The organism is Roseibium sp. MMSF_3412 (assembly GCF_030733265.1).
Lineage (GTDB): Bacteria > Pseudomonadota > Alphaproteobacteria > Rhizobiales > Stappiaceae > Roseibium.
In genome coordinates, this window is record NZ_JASHJI010000019.1 from 46311 (window position 1) to 62177 (window position 15867).

Genomic DNA, 15867 nt, shown 5'->3' on the forward strand with positions numbered 1-15867 from the left:
GCTTTTTCATTTGGTCCGCTCCACCCGTCCCTACCTCCCGGGCGATTCCAGAACCTCGGTTTTGAACCGTCCCGGCAGGCTGACTTCAAGCAGCTCAAGGTCGGTTGTTGCGCCCGTGTATCGTGTCGCCATCCTGGGCGGGATCACAAAGGCGTCTCCGGCGGACAGGCGGTAAGGGTCTTTTCCTTCGCCCTCGAGTGTCATTTCACCTGCCAGCACAAAGTTGAACAGAATATCGCAATCATGCCGAGTCCAGGGAGAAACCTCCCCGGTTGCACGTGCAACCATAACAGATGCCACCCCCTTGGTGTTGTCCGAGATGGTTGTGTCGCGGGCCTCGAAGCCCGGGATCCTGAAGGGGCTGAAAACCGCGTCCCTTGCCAGATTGTGCACGAATTTCTGGCCCTGCCACTCCCGGTCCGGGCGTTCGGTTTCCGTCGGCAGGGTCATTTCATGGTCGATTTCGGTGACATGTTCCGCGGGAACGCCGATCTCGACCACCTCGATGCCATCTGCGGCATGCATGACCCGGTGTCGGATTTCGGGCGGCTGGATGAAACAGTCGCCCGCGGTCAGCCGGCGCATGCCGCCCTGATCCTCATAGAGGACATCGACCCAGCCCCGGACGCAGAAGATCAGCTGAAACCCGACCTTGTGGAAATGTACCATGTCGGGCACGGGACCGTCAGGCACGCGGATGTGGGACGCGATCATGGCCCCGCCCAGGCGGGTCGGCACCAGATCCCGGTATTCCATTCCGGCACGGCCGATGACCCAGGGCGCCTGATCGGCGAGCCGGCGCACGACAAAGGCGTGCTTGGTATCGGGAAGGATCAGCGGCGGGTTCAACTCGTCAATCTCCACCCGCGTGCCGTTGGGGGCAACAAGCACCCGTTCGCCACCTGCGAATTCATCCGGCGCATCGGTCAGGATGCGCAAGGTGCCGGGGCCTTCCGGCGCGCCTTTTTCGACCCGCACCCGAAGCCCGTGACCGGAAAAGACCGCAATCTCCGGATTGTCCGCAGGATAGATCATGTCGAGGCGCATCTTCAGTGTCTTCGTGAAGAACGGCAGGTCCCTGGCAAGGTCGTCAGTCGGCAGTCGCACTTCAGCACGCGTTTCCATTATCGCGGTCCCGTCAGAGTGGTGTCTTTCCCGGCGGCCGTCGCTGTCCGGGGCTCGTTAGATTGGTTCATCTCCTCTGCGGCGTGCGCGGCGAGATAGGCGGTTTCTCCATCGAAAACAAAGCGCAGGATGCGATCCGCGGCCGCGACCGCATCCCGCCGGCGAAACGCCTCAAGCAAACCCGTGTTGCCATCCACGATCACCGGATGGTTCGCGGGGTCCGCGAATGTCATCATGCGCACGGCCTGGACCTGGGTCATGTAGCGCTGGACCGCCTTTCGCAGTGACACGTTCGGGACGGCATTGATCCAGCCGTTTCTGAAAATCTCGCAGGCCCGGAAAAGCTTCTCCCGCTCGCCGTCCGTCATCGCCTGACGCGCATTTTTCAAAGCCGTCTCAAGATGGCCGAAGGCCTCTTCAGAGAGGTTTTGCGCCGCCATTGCCGCCGCGCGCGGTTCGAGCAGCCGCCGCAGGTCAAAGATTTCGAGGATTTCCTGATGATCGATTCTCGGCAGCACGAAGCCCTTGGTGGTCTGCTCCAGATAACCCTCATGCGCAAGCCGCATCAGCGCATCGCGCGCCGGCATGCGCGAGACGCCGAACTCGGTCGCCACAGCCGTATCGACAAGACGTTCCTGCGGATCGACTTCACCATTCTGGATGCGGGCCATGAGCACGTCGTGGATCTGGACGCTGGTGCCCGGTGGTGCGCTTGAGGTCGTGGAGGATTTCAAGACTGCTATGCTCCCCTCCCCCTCTCAAACCACAAAATCGTATACAGAAAACCGGGCGTCGTGCCCCCGAACCTGCATCACACTCGCTAATCTGGCAGCTTTCAAGTCTTTTAAGCTTGAACTAACGCAAAAACTGTATACGAATATTTCCTGCCCGGTCAATACGGGGAGTGCGGTCCAGGACCCGATTTTCAGGAGACAGGCATGACAGAGAGGAAGGCGGGTTACTTCCTGTATCACTCCATTGGCCAGTATCCAGGAAAAGAGTCCGATCTCAGCAATGCGATGGCGGAACTTGCAGCCGTATGGAGCGCGCCAGACGACCAGCAATGGCCTTACATGCTCGGCAAGCGCGCCGAATTCATCGACCTCTGGCGGCAGTTGATCAGCGCCCCGGACGGGTCGGTCACGACTTGCGAGAATGTCACGCAAGGCGTTCACATGCTGACCACCGCGCTGCCTGCCGATCTCCTGCGTGGCCGCAAGGTTCTCGTTGCCGCCGATTGCTTTCCCTCGAACCACTTTCTGCTTTCCCGGTTGCAGGAGCGGTTCGGTTTCGAACTGAAGACCGTGCACCCGCGACAGGGCGCGCACTGGGTCGCGGACGAGGACATGATCGCGGAATGGGACAAAGATGTCGCCCTTGCCCTGATCACCTGGGTAAGCTCAACCACGTCGCACAAGGTCGATCTTGACGCGCTGGTGAGGCACGGGCGCACCATGGACAGCCTCATCGGCGTCGACATCACCCAGGCCGCCGGGCTCCTGCCCTTTTCCGTCGCCGACCCGGAGATCGATTTCGCGGTCTCCACGAGCCTGAAATGGATGTGCGGCGCGCCTGGCGCGGGAATGCTCTATGTCCGGCCTGACCTAATTGCAGACTGCCGGCCCGAACTGCGCGGCTGGTTCAGCCAGGACAATCCGTTCAACTGGGATATAAACGCCTTCGACTATGCGCCCGATGTCCGCCGGTTCGACAACGGCACACCGGCGATCCTGCCCGCAGCCGCGACCGTTCCCGCGCTGACATGGCACGCCGGTATGGACCGCGCGGCGCTGCTCCACCACAACAGATTGCTCTGCGACATCCTGATCGACGGCTTGGATGACCTTGGCGTCGGCCTGCTGTCGCCCCGCAGCCGGACAGAGCGCGGCGGCAGCCTGATGCTGGATCTCACAACCGCTGAAGCGGCCTCAAAGACGCTCGCCGATCTGAACCGGACCGGGTACTCCGCGGACACGCGCGGCGCAACGCTGCGCCTTTCCCCCGGCGCTCAGACGACGGAGGACGCAACCCGCGCCCTCATCGACGTGTTTGCAAGGTCGATCGGCAACGCCTGAACTCTATCCGGCGAAGCTCTCGATTGTCTTCAGCGCACCGTCCAGGTCCGTGCCCTTCTCGTCCTTCAGCGCTGCCTCGCGCAGCCTGGCCACCCATACGGCCCCATCATCGCGGTTCTCCACGAGGCGGGCGCCGGAGAGTACCTTGTCGAATTTGGAAAGACCGCGCGCATGGGTGTCCGAGTAGCCCTTGATCAGCCGCCTGCAGCGCAGGATCTCCACGGCCATGTCATACCGGTCGGGGAGATATCCGGAAACCGTTGTGAGCCACGCATCCAGATGATCCTGCTCCATCCTGTGCCGCAGGGTTTTCAGCCGCCACTTGCGCATCCCGCCGAGGACATAGAGCATGGCAAAACCGCGCAGGCTGTCCGTCCTGATGCGGCGGCCCCGGTTGAACCAGCGGTCGATCCGCTTCATCCAGGCCGGATCGTTCTCCATCTTCCGGCCCAGTTTTTCCGGAAGAAGACCGACAATCTCCTCCGCGCGCGGATGCAGATAGTCGGTCAGGTGAAGCAGGTTCTCCGATTTGACGCGCATCTCGTCCTCGATCCGGCGGAACCGTTGCGGCCGGGTCTTGAGATCCGCGACCCGGATGACATCGTCGTAGGTCATCGCGTTGGCGATGTGTTTCGCCGCCTCCAGCGACAGCTCGTAACCCTTTTCCGGATCGTCCACGTTTACCAGCAGCTGCAAGCGGTCGAGGTATTCCGACCCGTAGTCGCAGTCCTGGAAGTCGACCACCTTGGTCAAACCGGCCTTCGCCATTTCCCGGATGTCTTCGGGCAAGCCGGCGATACGGGCAATTAGCGAGGCCCAGGCGGTCTGGCTTTCGGCGGGCCCTTCCGGTTCGATGATTTCGGTTTTCGCTGCCTTCGGTTCAGGCGCTTTCGGTGCCTCGCCGTTTTGCGCCAGATCATAGCCCGCAGCAAAAGCCCTGAGGCTCGGCTCGACCCCCTTGCCGCCCGCGCGGACCGCCTCCTCGAACGCTTCGCGTTTGAACGGCAGCGCCCCTGAGCCCGCCAGGGCGCCGAACAGGGACGCCGAAATCACCGAGCCCACGGCAACGGCGGCCGTGTCCATATCCGCAAGGATCAGTTTCTGCGCGGCAACTTCAGCCGCTGCCTTGACCTCTTCGGACGAGGCCATGCCGTCACCGGGCACGGTTTTTTCCGAAACGGCGAGCATCCGGTGCGTGGATGCAATCAGGGTGGTCCGGTCGGGCGTCACGAAACCGCGCATGATGGCGCGTCCGGCTTCCATCATCTCCGCAGCGATGGTGATATCAACGTCGCCGGCGGACGGTGCGAGGGAGAAGACCGGCGAGGCGACATCACCCGGGGCCATTTCGATATAGTAGATGGTCGCGCCGGTTCTCTGGGCGACACCGGCGACACTCGTTGCCTGGCAATGATAGCCTTCGGAACGCGCAAGCGTCTCGATCCAGTTGGTGAGGACGCCGCCGCCCTGGCCGCCGACGGCCATGACCGCGAGCTTGATAATGCCTTCCAGCGCCGGATCCGTCGGCTGGGCATCAAGAGGCAGGGCCAGGGACATCAGGCATTCTCCCCAGAGAAGGCCAGCCGCTTGCCGGCGCGCCGGCCCTGCAGCCAGGAAATGATCCTGCGGCGGATACCCGCATACCAGGTCTCGAACCCGGACGGATTGTGCACCACCTTGGCTTCGTAAAAGGATGGGCAAAGGATCGCTGCGTCCGCGACCTCGCCGCAATTGCCGCAACCGACACAGGACTGGTCGATATGGGCAACCGGATCGTCCCGGAGCGGATCATCGAGCTTCTTCAGGGAAAGCGACGGACAGCCGGACAGACGTATGCAGGCGTGATCCCCCGTGCACACGTCCTGATCGACGCCGAAACGCGGCAGTTCCACCCGCTTGCCATCCGCTATCGCCTTGTTGCGCTGCGGCTTCTCGCGCCTTTGCCGGTTCAGCATGCACTCCGAAGAGGCAACGATGACCTTCGGCCCCTTGTAGTCGGTCGTCAGTGCTTCACGGATCGTGTCGCGCATTTTGGTGACGTCATAGGTGCGGTCGATCTGGCGGATCCATTCCACGCCGACACCGGCAAGCGCTTTTGAAATCGGATTGTTTGTCGACTTGGTGTCGTTCTCGGCGCGGCTGGACAGGACGTCCTGTCCGCCCGTTGCCGCGGAATAATAGTTGTCGACGATGATGGCGACGCTGTCGGACTTGTTGAACACCATATTGCCGATGGAGGAGCTGAGGCCGTTGTGCCAGAAGCCGCCATCGCCGAGGATCGAAATCGCGCGTTTCTCCCCGCCGCCATCGAAGGCGGCGTTCGATGCCGGTCCGAGGCCGTAGCCCATTGTCGAACCACCGATTTCAAAGGGCGGCAGGCAGGCAAACAGATGGCAGCCGATATCGCCCGTGATCTGGCGGGAGCCGAGTTCCTGTTCAGCGAGCTTCAGAGACGCAAAAATCGGGCGCTCGGGACAACCGGTACAAAAGCCCGGCGGCCGGATCGGCACCGTCTTGCTCAGATCGGGAAGTTCCGTCTTGGGCGTGTTCGGCGCAAGTACCTTGCCCGGCAGCAGTTCTGGAGCGTATTGGCGGACAAAGGCCTCCAGACCGTCAAACATGATCTGCCCGGTATATTCCCCGGCCTTCGGGAAGATGCCCTTTCCCTCAAGCTTCGTGGTCGCGCCTTCCTTGTAAAGCATCGCGCCGAGCTGCTGTTCGATGAACTCCGGCTGCCCTTCTTCCACCAGCAGCACGGCGTCCTTGCCCAAGCAGAAATCCAGCACATCCGATTTGACGACCGGATAGGTGACGTTCAGGACATAAAGCGGCACGGACGTATTGCCACTGATATCGGCCAGACCGAGACGCTGCAGCGACCGGATAACGCTGTTATACATGCCGCCGAGACACATGATCCCGACCTTGCCGTCTTCCGGACCGAAGCGCTCGTTGAGCTTGTTCTCAAGAATGTACTTCTCGGCAGCCGGCCAGCGATTGTCGATCTTGTCATGCTCGTGCGCATAGGACATGGGCGGCAGCACCACCCGTTTGAAATCACGTTGCGGATTGGAAAGTGCGGCTTTGACGGAGAGCGGTGGCGGCACGTTGTCCGAGGTGTCGAAGCTGCCGGTGACATGACACGAGCGGATACGGACCATCAGCATCACCGGCGTGTTGCTGGCTTCGGAAAGCGCGAACCCGTCGCCGACGGCCTTGACGATGGAGGGCAGGTTCGGGCGCGGGTCGAGCAACCAGAACTGCGATTTCATGGCAAAGCCGTAGGACCGCTCCTGCATGATCGAGGAGCCTTCGCCATAGTCTTCCCCGACGATGACGAGGGCACCGCCATTCACGCCGGACGAGGACAGGTTGGCAAGCGCGTCGGAGGCAACATTGACACCGACCGATCCCTTGAAGGTGACGGCACCGCGGATCGGATAGTGCACCGAGGCGGCCAGCATGGCAGCGGCGGCAGCCTCAGACGCGTTGGCTTCAAAGCGAATGCCGAGTTCGCTCATGAGGTCCTCGGCATCGGCGAGCACATCCATCAGGTGCGAAATCGGTGCGCCCTGATAGCCGCCGACATAACCGACGCCATTCTCCAGAAGCGCCTTTGTAATCGCAAGAATGCCTTCGCCCGTGAAGACGTCTCCGGTTCCCTTGCGAAGATGCTCTACCTCAGCCTTGAACGACCTTTCGGCCATCGGCCCCTCCCTGCACAGTCCCTGGTGCTAAATCGGATGTTTGCGGATGTTCTTCAAAATGGCCTGCAGCGTTGCCACGAAGGTGCGCTGATCGGCGTCACTGATGCCCCGGAACATCTGCTGATACGCCGTCGCCAGATGCGGCCAGAGCATGTCGTGGGTCTGGCGTCCCTTCGTCGTCAGATGGATGCGCACGGCCCGGCTGTCTTCGGTGTCGGTCACCCGCTTGACCAGCCCGTCGCGTTCCAGGGCATCAAGCGCGCGGCTCAACGTCGAGGTTTCAACCACGGCATAGACCGACAGATCGCGGATCAGGAGGCCGTCCAGAACGGACAGAACCGCGAGCGTCCGCATTTTCGGCGTCGTCAGCCCGAGCTTCGCCATCTCGTCCCGCAGCGCGCCGTTGTAACGCCCCATGATGCGGTTCATCAGGTAGGGTGGAAAGTTCTCCAGACCGATTTCGCCCAGGCGCGGTACAGGGGTCTGCTGTTCCGCCAGTTCCAGCCCGTTTTCGTTTTTCATGCCCCCATCCCTTTCGCCAGGTTGTAGCCGGACCCGCCTCCGAGGCCCGGACCCGGATGGGTCGACGCGCCGATCATGTGGAGATTGCCGATCGTGGTGGCGCTGTTAACGGAACGGGTGAACGGGCGCCAGACAAAAAACTGGTCGATGTTGCAGGACCCGCCATAGGGGTCGCCGCCGACGAGATTGATGTTCATCTGGTTCAGGTCTGCTGGCGAATAAGCGCGTCTTCCCAGTTTGATCTGATCGAAGTTCCGGATGTGTTTTTGCAGGACGGCTTCGATGCGGTCGGCAAAAGCCTCGCGCATGGTTTCCGTCCATTCGGGGTTCGTTTCAAGCTGGCTTGCAGCGTCACCCTTGATCACGCGCGGGGCATCCGGGATCTGAATCCAGAGGATGGCCTTGCCGTCGGGCACGCGCGAGGGGTCAAGCCTGTGCGGCTGGCCGACACAAATCGTCGGCGTTTCGGGCAAAAGACCGCGCTCGGCCTCGTTCGACGATTTCGAAACGGCGTCGATCCCGTCTGTCAGGTGGATCAGCGCGACATCTTCAAGTCCGTCCGCGATCCACTCCGGTTCCGCATCCAGGGCATAATGAAGCTGGAAATTGCCACGGCCGTATCTGTAACGCTCCGCATGGGCCGGCTGCGGTTCGTCGCCAAGAAGGCGCTGATAAAGCTGCGTCGGTGTGACCGACGCGATCACGGATTTGGCGTCGATCCTGTCGCCAGCTGACGTTTGAATACCAACGGCCTTGCCGTCGCGGACAAGGATACGCTCGACATCAACGCCGGTCCGGATCTCACCACCCTTTTCCTCGATCAGTTTGTGGAAGGCATCGGGCACCGTTCCGGCACCGCCTTTCGCCACCGGCGCTCCGGCCGCTTCCAGCGCGAATGCGATCACCCGGCCCATCTGGCCGGAATAGGTGCTTTCCGGTGTCAGGCCGGTATGCAGCACCCAGGGTGCCCAAAGCGCCTGAACCGTCTCACTGCCATAACCGTGCTCCAGCCAGGCCCGCGCCGGTTGCAGCGCGTCCCCGAGCCAGGTCTTCAATCCGTTCAGGCCACGCTTCCAGGCCTGCTTCGCCATAAGCCGCGCCATCTTGCCCGACCACAGCGGGCTGCCCAGCAGGGCGAACAGGAATTCGGCATCCGCCTCAACCGTCCCGACATCAGCGCCGTGCTGTTTGCCGTCACCGGCTGAAAGCCCGTCGAAAGCGGCAATGTTCGCGGCCCGGTCCATGGTGAGCACGGCGGACTGACCATCCGGGCGGAGAACCGCTGTCGGTTTCTGCGTATGGCAGAAGTCGAGACCGTGCCGGCCGAGGTCTTCGGCGAGCTCCGCATAGGCGGGCGATGTCAGGAACAACACGAAGGTTGCAGCCAGGACATCATGACGGAAGCCGGGCAAGGTGATTTCCTCGGTCCGCATGCATCCGCCAAGTTGGTCCGAGCGTTCGAGCACGAGCACCTTTTCCCCCTTGCGCGACAGCAGTGCCGCCGCGACAAGAGCGTTGATCCCCGACCCGATTATGACATGCGGCGCGGTCACGGGATCGGCCTCAGCCCCTTGGCACCAGCGCCAGGGCGCGGATCGGGCTGCCTGTTCCCCGCTCGATCTTCAGGGGTGCTGCAACCAGGATGGCACCCTTGGCCGGCAGCTTGCTCAGGTTGGCGAGCGAGGCCAGTCCGAAGCAATTGTCCCTGTGCAGGAGATTGTGTGCCGGATAGGGCGGTTCCATGCCGCCAGCCTGTCCCGCATCCGTGCCGATGCACTGCGTCCCCCAGCCGACAATTTTCTTGGACAGAAGATATTCGATCGCGTCCGGCGTCGGCCCGGGGCTGTGTGGCCCGGTCTCGTCCGTGTTCAGGAAGAGAGACTCGTCATGAGCGCGATTGTCCCAGTCGGTGCGCATGAGGACCCATTCACCGGCACCGATCTCGCCGTGCTCCGCTTCCCAGGCCTTGATCAGATCCGCGGTCAGGAGGAAGTCGGCGTTCTCAGCACTCTCCTTGGAGCAATCGATCACATTGACCGGTGCGACAAGGCGCTGAACGTCGAGCGTGTCGGTGAAGCCGTCCTCGTAATCCTTGCCGGTGATCCAGTGATGCGGCGCGTCGAAATGGGTGCCGGAATGCTCGCCCAGCACCATCCAGTTCCAGGCGAAAAACGGTCCATCGGAATCGTATTCACTGATCTTGTGGATCTCGACCTTCGGCGTGTTCTTGGCAAAATCGGGCGGCAACTGGATGATCGGGGTGTTGGGGCCCAAAACGCCCGTGCAGTCGACCACCTCGACCTCACCGGACAATAACTTCGCTCCCAGTCCGCTGAGCGCGTTCTCTGCTGACATCTGATGCTCCCTCTCTACGTCTTGGCCGCTTGGCTCATTATCGCAATTCAATGCTAGACAGATTTATTTGTATTTGCAATTATCTATTTCGAGGGAGGCACGGCTTGCATCATGGATGAGACTCTGGACGGCGTCATTATCGGCAGCGGACACAACAGTCTCGCCTGCGCCGTTCATCTGGCCGCGCAAGGCTGGAAAGTTGGTGTGTTCGAGCGCGCTCCGGTTGCCGGCGGCGCGGTCAAGAGCGGTGAATATACCTTACCCGGATATAGCCATGACTGGGCGGCAATGAACCTGTCCCTGTTTGCCGGCTCCGCCTTTTTCAAGGAATATGGCGAAGAGCTGGGCCGGAACGGATTGGAGTTTGCGCCTGCAGCCGATTGTTTTTCTTCCGTTTTTCCTGATGGCTCCTGGCTTGGCGTCAGCAACGATCTCGAAACGACGGCGAAGCGGATCGACGCCATCAGCGCAGAAGACGGGAAAACCTGGCGGGACCTGACGGCCGACTTTCCGGCCATGGCCGAACCGCTTGTGGGTCTGCTCGGCAGCCCTGCGAAGAAACGTGCATTTGCATATATTCTCTACAAGCACTGGCGAAAGTCCGGCACGGACGGCGTGCTCGATCTCAGCCGCTTCCTGATGTCATCGCCACGCGACTGGCTGAACGAGACATTCCGGTCGCCGAAAGTGCGCGCCCTGCTCGGCGCGTGGGGCATGCATCTGGATTTCGCCCCGGACATTTCCGGCGGCGCGCTGTTTCCGTACCTGGAAGGCATGGCCAATCAGGCATTCGGCATGGTTCTGGGCAAGGGTGGTGCCGGTGCCGCGATCTCGGCAATGGTGTCTGCGCTCGAGGCGCGGGGCGGAAGCGTCACCCTGAATGCAGAGGTCACGCGCATTCTTGTCGAAAACGGCGAGGCAAAGGGCGTCGAACTCGCCGACGGGCGCAAGGTCATGGCGCGCAATGCCGTGATTGCCAACGTCGCGCCAAAGGCTCTTTTGAAGCTCGCGGGGGAGACCGCAGACACACGCTATAATGACGGCCTGAAGACCTTCTCTCACGCGCCCGGCACGATGATGATCCACCTGGCCGTCGATGGATTGCCCGACTGGAGCGCCGGCGATGAGCTGAAAAACTTCGCTTATATTCATCTGGCACCGGAGGTCGACCAGATGGCGCGCACCTATGCCCAGGCGCAGGCGGGGCTGCTGCCGGACGAACCGGTGATCGTCTGCGGACAGCCCACCGTCATCGACCCGAGCCGCGCGCCGGAAGGCAAGCATGTGCTCTGGCTTCAGGTGCGCATGGTTCCGGCGGTCATTAAGGGAGATGCTGCGGGGCAGATCGAGGAGACCGACTGGGAGACGGTCGCGGACAAATACGCCGAACGGGTTCTGGATATTCTGGAGGGATATGCGCCCGGCACACGTTCAAAGATCCTCGGTCAACACGTTGTTACACCGCTGATGCTGGAGGCGGACAATCCAAATCTGGTCGGCGGCGATCAGATCTGCGGCAGCCATCACCTGACACAGCATTTCATGTTCAGGCCCGTTCGCGGCTTTGCCGACGGCAGCACACCGGTGGGGAACCTGTTCCACACCGGAGCCGCCGTCTGGCCGGGCGCGGGCACCGGTGCCGGGCCCGGATATCAGCTCGCGCAAAAGCTCGCCGGATAGCGATAACGAAAACACATCCGGCCAACGCAAACATGGGGAACAGGACAATGAAGGTATCAAGACGCACGCTTTTGAAAAGTGCGGCCGCCAGCGGAGTGCTGACAGCCGTTGGAACGCCCGCTTTTGCGAATGAGATCGATGAACTGGTGATTGCCTATAACGTCAATCTGCCCAGCTGGGACCCGACGGTCGGCCCGTCCGCGGTCAACCCGACCATCCAGGGTATCTACCAGTCGGTGTTCGACATGTTCATCCACCAGAACCCGGATCTCAGCTTCGGCTCCGGCATCGTCAGCGAATGGGGATGGACCGAAGACAGATCCAAGATCTGGTTGGAAATCCGCGAAGGCGTCACCTGGCACAATGGCGATCCGCTCACACCCGAAGACGTTGCCTGGTCACTTGAACGGGCCGGCAATCCGGACACGGGGAACCCGATCCAGTTCATCTGGGGCAAGATCGGAAACTTCCAGATCGACGGCAACCGCGTCACCGCGGACGTCAAGGAATACGAGCCGACGATCTTCAAGTGGATGAGCTTCCTGACCGGCTATGTCCTGCCGAAGAAGTATTACGAGGAAGTCGGTCCGGAAGGCTTTGAAGCCGCGCCGATCGGGACCGGCCCCTACATGGTCGACAATTTCGAGCGCAATGCGTTCGTGCGCCTCAAGGCAAATGAAAATTACTGGGGCGGCGCACCCGAGTTCAAGACCGTCACCATCAAGTTCGTCACCGATGCCTCAAGCCGCACCTTCGAGGTCAGCTCGGGCAACTCGCACGTGACGCTGGAAATGCCCTATGAGGAATTCGACCGCCTCAAGGAACAGGACGGCATTGTCGGCACCGCAGCTCCGATTTCCGACATCGGCATGATCTTCATCAACGATGTCGAACCGATGAACGATCCGAATGTGCGCATGGCCATGGCGCATGCCATCGACAAGGAAACCATCATCGAGCGGCTGCTGTCGGGTTACGGCGTTGCCATCGATACGCTTCAGACGCCGGATTACGCTGCCTATGACCCGTCCATCACCGTTCCTTACGATCCTGAAAAGGCCAAGGAACTGCTGGCCGCATCCGGCTATGGTCCGGACAACCCGGTCACATTCAAGATCCAGACGACGCGCGGCTTCAAGCCGAAGGACTACGAGATCATCCAGGTGATCGTCGGCCTGTGGCGCAAGGTCGGTATCGAGGCCGAGATCGAAGTCTACGAAATCGCCAAGCACTTCGAATTGCGGGCAGCGGATCAACTGGCTCCGGCAGCCTTCTACAACTGGGGCAACGCAATCGGCGATCCGACCACGTCCACCGGATTTGCCATGTTCGGCCCATCGCCGCATTCCGTCTGGGACGGCGAAGACCTGATGCAGATGATCCTGCCACTCTGGGGCGAGGCGGATGAGGAGAAGCGCATCGCGGGCTGGAAGGCGGTCGACAAGCACATCGCCGAGAACGCGCTCGTGCTGCCGCTGATCCAGTATGTGCAGCCGATCCTGCACAGCGATCAGGTCAAGGTCACACCACACGCATCGGGCGCGCTGCTGCCGCACCTGATGACCCGTTCTTAAGTCAGGAAAACGTTACCTCACCTTCGCCGCAGTGCCCTTCCTGCTTGCTCCTTAGGGTGCTGCGGCGGCTCTTTTTCCTGAATGAAGGGCTGCGAATCTTTTCATGCAAATCGTGCGTACGCTGCTGACGCGCCTGGCGACGACAATCATCACCCTCCTGGGAGCTGCCATCATCGTTTTCGTCGTGATCCGGGTGGTGCCAGGGAACCCGATCGCGATGATGCTGCCCCCCGGCGCGACCGAGGCCGACATCGCGCGCCTGGAAGCGCTCTATGGCCTGGACAAAAGTATCTTTGAACAGTTCCTGATCTGGATTGGCAACGTCCTGCAAGGCGACTTCGGAACCTCCATCACGACCCGCCAGCCTGTTTTCGATCTTGTGATCGGCCGGCTTCCGGCGACACTGGAACTCTCGGTGATGGCGCTCCTGATCGCGATCGTCGTCGGCGGTTCGGCCGCGCTCACCGCGACGCTCTACCGGGGCACGAAGGTCGAAGGCGGCATCGATGTTGCCGGCGGTGTCGCGCTTTCGCTGCCGGATTTTCTCTGGGGCCTCGCGCTCATTCTCGTGCTTGGCGTTCTCTGGCCGCTGTTTCACATTTCCGGGCGCGTCTCACCTTCCCTCGGCTTCGAGTTCAACACCGACTTCTACCTGATCGAAGCGCTGGTGCGCTTTCGCTTCGACGTGGTGCTTGATCTGCTGGGGCACATGTTCCTGCCTGCGCTCGCGCTGGCAATCCCGCTGGCGGCGATCATTCTCCAGCTCCTGAAACAATCGCTCAAGGAATGCATGCACGACGACTACATCACGCTGGCGCGGACCAAGGGTTACTCCGAAACGTCCATCATCGCACGGGACGCCTTGCCGAATGCCATCCTGCCGACGCTGACCCTCGTTGGGGTCCAGTTCACCTTCCTCATCGGCGGAACCGTCATCATCGAGCGGCTGTTCTCCTATGAAGGCCTTGGAAACATGGCGATCGATGCGGTGATCAACCGCGACCTGCCGCTGATCCAGGGCATCGTCCTGGTGTTTGCGCTTCTGTTCACGCTCGTCAATCTGCTGGTGGACATGACCTACGCTGCGCTCAATCCGAGGCTTCGCCATGCATGACGCCCGCGGACAGATCCGCCGCCTCCCCGGCCTCCGTCTTTGGCTCAGCGGCGGCTGGTTGCTCCTTCTCGTTCTGGCTGCAGTGTTCGCGCCGATGATCAGTCCGCACGATCCGCTGGAGCAGGACCTTTTCGCAGCAAGGCTGCCGCCCTTCTGGCAGCAAGGCGCCGACCCCGCCTATCTGCTTGGCACCGATTCCCTCGGCCGTGACCTCCTGAGCCGGATGCTTTACGGAGCACGGCTGGCGCTGACAGTCGCGCTCGTTGCGGGAACCCTGACCTGCCTGGTCGGCGCGACGCTTGGGCTGATCGCCGGCTATTTCCGGGGCTGGGCAGACCTCGTCATCTCCCGCCTTGTCGACATCTGGATGGCGTTTCCGCCCGTGCTGTTCGCGATCCTGCTGATTGCCGTTCTCGGAACAGGCCTGACCTCGATTATTGTGGCGATCGTCGTGATCGACTGGACCCGGTTCTCGCGCGTGGTGCGGGCGGAAGCCATGAGCCAGGGCGCGATGGACTACGTTGCATCCGCGCAGGTTGCCGGACGCAGCCGTCTCGGCATCGCGCTTGCCGAAATTCTGCCCAACGTGCTGCCGACAATCGTCGCCCTGTTGACCCTTGAAATGGGCATCGCGGTGATCGTCGAAGCGATCCTGAGTTTCGTCAACCTGTCGATCTCGACCGACCAGCCGACCTGGGGCGGCATGATCGCCGAGGGGCGCACATCGATCTATCAGGCCTGGTGGGTCCTGGTGTTCCCGCTTGTTGCCCTGTTCCTCACTGTGCTCAGTTTTTCGCAACTCGGCGAAGGCCTGAAAGACTATTTCGATCCGGTGCTGCGATGAGCTATCTCACGATCAAGGACCTGACGGTCCGGCTCAAGAACGGCGTTCCCTTGCTGCGCAAGGTTTCGCTCGAGGTCAAATCAGGCGAAGTCCGGGCGCTAGTCGGCGAAAGCGGCGCAGGCAAGAGCATGATCGGAAAGGCCGTGCTCGGCATCCTTCCGCGCGCGGCGAAACTCACCGGCGGCGAAATCCTGCTCGATGGCGAGGACCTGCTGACATTGCCGCCAAAAGCCCGGCGGGCCAAGATCGGTGCAAAGGTGGCGCTGATCCCGCAAGACCCGCTGACCGCACTCAATCCGTCCCGTAGGGTCGGCCCGCAGATCACGGACCGGCTCGTCGACATTCTCGGATGGAAGCGCAAGCAGGCGGAAGACCGCGCCGCTGAACTCCTCGACGAGGTGCACATCCAGTCGCCGGAGCGGGTGATGAGATCCTATCCGCATGAACTGTCCGGCGGTATGCGCCAACGCATTCTGATCGCCTCGGCCTTTGCGGCCGAACCCAAGCTGATCATCGCCGACGAACCGACGACAGCGCTCGATGTCACGGTGCAGAAACAGATCCTCAAACTGATCCGCGAGATGCAGGAACGGCACGACACGGCGCTGCTTTTCGTGACGCACGATCTCGGTGTTGTCTCCAAGATCAGCCAGTCCCTGACGGTTCTTTATGCCGGAATGGTCATCGAGGAAACGGATGTCAGAACCTTCTTCGCGGAACCCGGTCACGCCTACTCAAGGGCATTGCTTGCGGCGACGCCGAAATACACCGACCCCGACGGCTCGCTCATGCCCGTTCCGGACAGCATTATTTCCCAGGTGGAGCAGCAAGTTGCCGCCTTCGATGCGCAGTTGAAGAGGTGAGCGGCACC

Annotated in this window: 13 protein-coding genes; 6 read left to right on the forward strand and 7 right to left on the reverse strand. The window is 61.6% G+C overall.

Annotation, left to right across the window (positions count from 1 at the left end; genetic code table 11):
* Positions 1-30: 30 nt before the first annotated feature.
* Positions 31-1125, reverse strand: coding sequence for a cupin domain-containing protein (locus RBB49_RS24370; RefSeq protein WP_306145517.1), 1095 nt, complete (start codon positions 1123-1125; stop codon positions 31-33).
* A complete protein-coding gene (locus tag RBB49_RS24375) occupies positions 1125-1859 on the reverse strand; it encodes a GntR family transcriptional regulator (protein WP_306145518.1) in 735 nt (244 codons plus the stop codon). Before RBB49_RS24375 ends, RBB49_RS24370 begins: the two co-directional genes overlap by 1 nt.
* 204 nt (positions 1860-2063) lie before the next feature.
* Between RBB49_RS24375 and RBB49_RS24380 the strand changes: the two genes are divergently transcribed.
* The gene (locus RBB49_RS24380; protein WP_306145519.1) at positions 2064-3200 is read left to right on the forward strand and encodes an aminotransferase class V-fold PLP-dependent enzyme; all 1137 of its coding nucleotides are present in this window, start codon (positions 2064-2066) and stop codon (positions 3198-3200) included.
* A gap of 3 nt (positions 3201-3203) precedes the next feature.
* Here the strand turns inward: RBB49_RS24380 and RBB49_RS24385 are convergent, their stop codons facing one another.
* From RBB49_RS24385 to RBB49_RS24405, 5 genes are read right to left on the reverse strand one after another with little or no spacing between them, the layout of a single operon-like run.
* Positions 3204-4757 carry an indolepyruvate oxidoreductase subunit beta family protein gene (locus RBB49_RS24385; protein WP_306145520.1) on the reverse strand — a complete coding sequence of 518 codons (1554 nt, stop codon included), beginning with the start codon at positions 4755-4757 and terminating at the stop codon, positions 3204-3206.
* Positions 4757-6907, reverse strand: a complete 2151-nt coding sequence (locus tag RBB49_RS24390; RefSeq protein WP_306145521.1) for an indolepyruvate ferredoxin oxidoreductase subunit alpha — start codon at positions 6905-6907, stop codon at positions 4757-4759. The genes RBB49_RS24385 and RBB49_RS24390 overlap by 1 nt, the downstream gene beginning before the upstream one ends.
* A 27-nt stretch (positions 6908-6934) precedes the next feature.
* On the reverse strand, positions 6935-7429 hold the full coding sequence (locus RBB49_RS24395) for a MarR family winged helix-turn-helix transcriptional regulator (RefSeq protein WP_306145522.1): 495 nt from the start codon (positions 7427-7429) through the stop codon (positions 6935-6937).
* The gene (locus RBB49_RS24400) at positions 7426-8982 is read right to left on the reverse strand and encodes an NAD(P)/FAD-dependent oxidoreductase (protein ID WP_306145523.1); all 1557 of its coding nucleotides are present in this window, start codon (positions 8980-8982) and stop codon (positions 7426-7428) included. The genes RBB49_RS24395 and RBB49_RS24400 overlap by 4 nt, the downstream gene beginning before the upstream one ends.
* Positions 8983-8992: 10 nt before the next feature.
* Complete coding sequence (locus RBB49_RS24405) at positions 8993-9784, reverse strand: cyclase family protein (protein WP_306145524.1); 792 nt, start codon at positions 9782-9784, stop codon at positions 8993-8995.
* Positions 9785-9895: 111 nt separating this feature from the next.
* On the opposite strand from RBB49_RS24405, the gene RBB49_RS24410 reads away from it, so the two are divergent.
* The 5 genes from RBB49_RS24410 to RBB49_RS24430 all read left to right on the forward strand — a co-directional run bounded on the left by RBB49_RS24410 (position 9896) and on the right by RBB49_RS24430 (position 15859).
* Positions 9896-11464 (forward strand): NAD(P)/FAD-dependent oxidoreductase, encoded by a 1569-nt coding sequence (locus RBB49_RS24410; RefSeq protein ID WP_306145525.1) that lies wholly within the window; start codon positions 9896-9898, stop codon positions 11462-11464.
* 47 nt (positions 11465-11511) lie between these two features.
* Complete coding sequence (locus tag RBB49_RS24415; protein WP_306145526.1) at positions 11512-13038, forward strand: ABC transporter substrate-binding protein; 1527 nt, start codon at positions 11512-11514, stop codon at positions 13036-13038.
* Between the two features lie 103 nt (positions 13039-13141).
* Positions 13142-14152 carry an ABC transporter permease gene (locus tag RBB49_RS24420; protein ID WP_306145527.1) on the forward strand — a complete coding sequence of 337 codons (1011 nt, stop codon included), beginning with the start codon at positions 13142-13144 and terminating at the stop codon, positions 14150-14152.
* Positions 14145-14996 carry an ABC transporter permease gene (locus tag RBB49_RS24425; protein WP_306145528.1) on the forward strand — a complete coding sequence of 284 codons (852 nt, stop codon included), beginning with the start codon at positions 14145-14147 and terminating at the stop codon, positions 14994-14996. Before RBB49_RS24420 ends, RBB49_RS24425 begins: the two co-directional genes overlap by 8 nt.
* Positions 14993-15859: an ABC transporter ATP-binding protein gene (locus tag RBB49_RS24430; protein ID WP_306145529.1), complete on the forward strand. Its 867-nt coding sequence runs from the start codon at positions 14993-14995 to the stop codon at positions 15857-15859. Before RBB49_RS24425 ends, RBB49_RS24430 begins: the two co-directional genes overlap by 4 nt.
* Positions 15860-15867 lie beyond the last annotated feature (8 nt).